The 3913-nt window shown below is 31.7% G+C and carries 4 protein-coding genes; all 4 read left to right on the forward strand.

What is annotated here, in order from left to right:
* A partial coding sequence (locus KKC91_02980; GenBank protein ID MBU0477516.1) for a hypothetical protein occupies positions 1-192 on the forward strand: 192 nt, incomplete at its 5' end.
* Between the two features lie 2 nt (positions 193-194).
* Entirely contained in the window at positions 195-1595 is a 1401-nt protein-coding gene (locus KKC91_02985; GenBank protein MBU0477517.1) for a restriction endonuclease subunit S, read from the forward strand.
* Positions 1592-3052 (forward strand): hypothetical protein, encoded by a 1461-nt coding sequence (locus KKC91_02990; GenBank protein ID MBU0477518.1) that lies wholly within the window; start codon positions 1592-1594, stop codon positions 3050-3052. The genes KKC91_02985 and KKC91_02990 overlap by 4 nt, the downstream gene beginning before the upstream one ends.
* Positions 3053-3363: 311 nt before the next feature.
* On the forward strand, positions 3364-3913 hold a 550-nt coding region (locus KKC91_02995), incomplete at its 3' end, for a tyrosine-type recombinase/integrase (GenBank protein MBU0477519.1).

A 3913-nucleotide genomic window follows, 5' to 3' on the forward strand; every position in this document is an offset into this window, starting at 1 on the left:
TCCTCTCTTGTGTTCCTGCGAAAAAGAAAACAAAATGAGAAATTGAGCAATTATCCTATCTTCATGGCGATTGCCGAACATATTGGATATGACGCAACAGGAAGAAAAGACACAATCAATGATTTAGATACAATAATATACAAAGAATATCAGAAATTCTTAAAGAGTCCTGATAGCTACAAAGGATTATAAAAATGGTTGAGTGTTTTACAGTATATAGGGAAGAAATAAAAGCAAGATTAGATAGTTATTATTATCGGCCTGAATTTAGGGAACTAGAAGCAAATCTAATAAAATGCAAACATGCAAAATTAGGAGAAGTTATTGAGTTTTCAAACGAAACATGGAATCAAAAAGATTTTTTTGATAATGAGTTCCCGTACATTGAAATCAGCGAGATTGACATAACTTCTGGTGAGATTCAAAATATTACTTATTACAACAACTCAGAAGCTCCAAGTAGAGCTAAAATGATTGTTAGAGAGAATGATATTATTGTATCTACAACAAGGCCAAACAGGGGAGCTATAGCCTTAATTGACAAAGAAAAGGATGGCTTTATAGCTTCAACGGGGTTCGCCATTTTAAGAACGTTAAAAACAAATATTGATAGAAAATATTTGCTTTATTTCTTGAGAACTCGACTTTCCCTTAAGCAAATGCTTCAAAGGAGTAGTGGGGGAAATTATCCAGCAATTACCTCAGAAGAATTGAAAAGAGTTATTGTCCCTGTGCCCTCGAAGGAGATTCAAAATAAAATTGTGCAGATAATGGGAAAAGCTTATTTGTCCCAAAAATCAAAAGGAACCGAAGCCCAGCAACTTTTGGACTCACTCAATGGTTATGTTCTTGATGAATTGGGGATAAAGTTTTCTGAAATAGAAGAAGATAAAATATATTGCATTAATTCTGAAGAATTAGAAAATAGTCGTTATGACCCCTACTATTTTAATCCAAAATTTAAAAGACTTTTAGCAGATTTGGAGAAAAGTAAGATAAAATTAGTTCCATTAAGAGAAGTTGCAACAGAATTATTTAATGGAAAAACTCCTGCAAAAGAGGATTACGCAGAAGAAGGCAATTTTATCTTAAAAGTTAGTTGCTTAAAAAGTAATAAAATTGCATGGGATAAATTATCTTTTGTAAAAGATATCGTTCCATTAGTTAAAACTGTAAAAGATAAAGATATTCTGCTTTTATCCTCTGCCCATCAATCTGACTATCTAGGTAAAAAACCGAGTATAGTAGAAATGCCAAATACTCTAAAAAATGAAAAAATCTATTTCGTTGGAGAATTGATAAACATTAGACCAAATATAGAAAAAGTCAACCCCTATTATCTTCTTGCGATACTTAAATTAAATGAATATTATCTTTTAGTCAATAGGGAGAAAAGAGGGCAAACTTCTCATTTATACCCTAATGATTTAGGAAATGTGAAAATTCCACTGCCCCCTTTTGCTATTCAAAGCAAAATCGCAGAAGAAGTTAAGAAACGAATCCATCAAGCCGAACAATTACAAAAAGAAGCAAAAGAAGGATTAGAAAAAGCAAAAAAAGAAGTTGAAAAATTAATACTTGGTGAAAACAGATGATAAAACTCAAAGGATTATTTAGCACATCACTTGGCGGTTTTCTCTGTATCCGTGGATATGCAAAATTGGGTGATTTGGCTAAGGTTTCCAAAACAGAACCTAGTTACCAAAGAGATTTATTGTCTGGCCATAAAGTCGAGATTACTCAATTTTTATCTGACCGAACCAACTTGTTTTTTCCAGAAGTAATTTTATCTTGTAAATTGCGTTATGATTTTAGCAAAAAGAATGCAGTCAGCGGACTAAATCCAATAGCTGACATACAAAACAAAAAGGGGTTCAAATCAAACGTAGATAAAACAACGATCAAATTTCAAAAAAGTAATGATTTAGCCACAATCGCAATATACGAAGATACAAAAGAAGCACTTTTAAGCAGGGTTGATGGCAATCACCGCTTAAGTGCGGCATCTTTGAAGGAAGAATTCAAAGAATATATTACTCCTTTTTGCATCATCATTTTATCTGACGACCGGGACGATAATCGGAAAGATAAAATTATTTTCCATAACATTAATTTTAAAGCCATACCGTTAGACGAAGAACACAGTCTGAAAATAATTTTAGAGGATAAAGATCTATTTCCTGATGATTCTCTCAAAAGTCAAAATTTTGGATGGGAGTATTTCTTTACAAGGAAAATCATTGAACACGTCTTTGAACTAAGAAATATTTCTGTTATACAAAGTGATAAAAAATATAGAACATTGATTAAGAATATCGCCAAAATTCTTTTAGACAAGAAAATAATAGAAAGAAACGACAAATCTATAGAAAAAATATGTGAATCTTTAAAAGAAATCGATTTAAGATGTAAATCCAAACCTTATTTAGGTGAAAATATCGGGGTTTTTTCAGTATTAGTTATTATTCAAATTGATAAACCTAAATTGGTTGACTCGTTTATAAAATGGGTAGAAGACAGCCAGATGTACAGTATTAAGGAAATTTCCAGTACAACTCTTTTAGATATTTTTAACAAGAGAATGGAAGTAAAATGCAGAGATGTTTTCATTTCTTTAAACACAAAGCATAAAGAAAGCTTGAGAAACTGCAGTCTTATAGAGTCGGTAATACAAGATATAAATAAACAATATTTTGAACATAAAAAAGAATTAAAACTGATTCCTATTAGAATTGACAAGTCTGATACTCCTTGCACTTTTCAGATAACAGATAAAATTATTCAGAAAATTGAAGATTGTGGTTTATTTATAGCTGACCTAACAGGTATGAATCCCAATGTTTATCAAGAATCAGGTTATGCCATGGGGTATATAAAGGGCAAAGACTTAGACAATAAAATTATATTTATACTCTATTATAAAAAGGGTGCTAGAAATGTTGATAAACAAGTAGCATTCAATTTCCGTAATTCTTCGCAGATACGGTTTTATGATAGGAAAAAATTGAAAAGAGAAATATCCCAAAAAATAAAACAAAATTATGGATTGTAAGTCCCATCTCTTTATCTTAAGTTTAATAATGGCTTTTTTTTCTTCTATATTAAAAAACAAAGTTCACTTTACATAGGAAGTGCGAACTTTTTCATTTTATCCTCTAATTCCTATCTGATTCATTTCACGTCGTCAAATCTATTCTTCTAATATTCCTCTATTTTTACAACCCACTAATTTTTTCTCTCCGCTTTCCTTTCATTCTTTACTTATAGAATACCAATCTCTAAACCGACGTCGGAAAGCTTAAATATACCTATTTCCCTTTTATTATAGCAGTTCACCTTTCCTATGAATCATGAACATACAAAATGACGTTTACATGGATATTAGACGAAAGTAAATACCTGAAAACAGAAGAAGTAAGAAAGCTCATGGATACCTGCCGGGAGTTAATGCGAAAGCATAGGAGTTATCTGGCAGTAAGGAATTGTTTCATGGTTGAACTCGGCTTGTTTACAGGTTTGAGAGTAAAGGAAATGGCTAACCTGAATTGCGGTGATCTTTTAATCGGAAACGAGCAATCCACATTAATAGTAAGCAAAGGCAAGGGAGACAAGAAAAGAATTGTAAAACTTAATAATGAATTCAGAAAAAAATGTTTAAAGTTTCTGAAATACAAAGAAAAAATAAATCAGAGCATAAGTGAAGATTCTCCACTGCTCTGTTCTTTATCAGGAAGAAGATTAACTAGAAGAGCACTGCAAAAATCATTCAAGAAATGCATGAAAATCGCAGAATTGTCTGAGCATTACGGAATTCACAGCTTAAGGCATACATATGCCTCTCATTTATACAAGGCAAGCAATCACAATCTCAGATTAGTACAGGAGCAATTAGGACATTCTTCTATAAAAACGA

The organism is bacterium (genome assembly GCA_018812485.1).
In the GTDB taxonomy this organism is placed as follows: Bacteria; JAHJDO01; JAHJDO01; order JAHJDO01; family JAHJDO01; genus JAHJDO01.

What these genes read in the sequence shown, in the direction of transcription:
- KKC91_02990 (MBU0477518.1), top strand. Translation starts at nt 1,592, where the DNA reads ATGATAAAACTCAAAGGATTATTTAGCACATCACTTGGCGGTTTTCTC.
- KKC91_02985 (MBU0477517.1), top strand. Translation starts at nt 195, where the DNA reads ATGGTTGAGTGTTTTACAGTATATAGGGAAGAAATAAAAGCAAGATTA.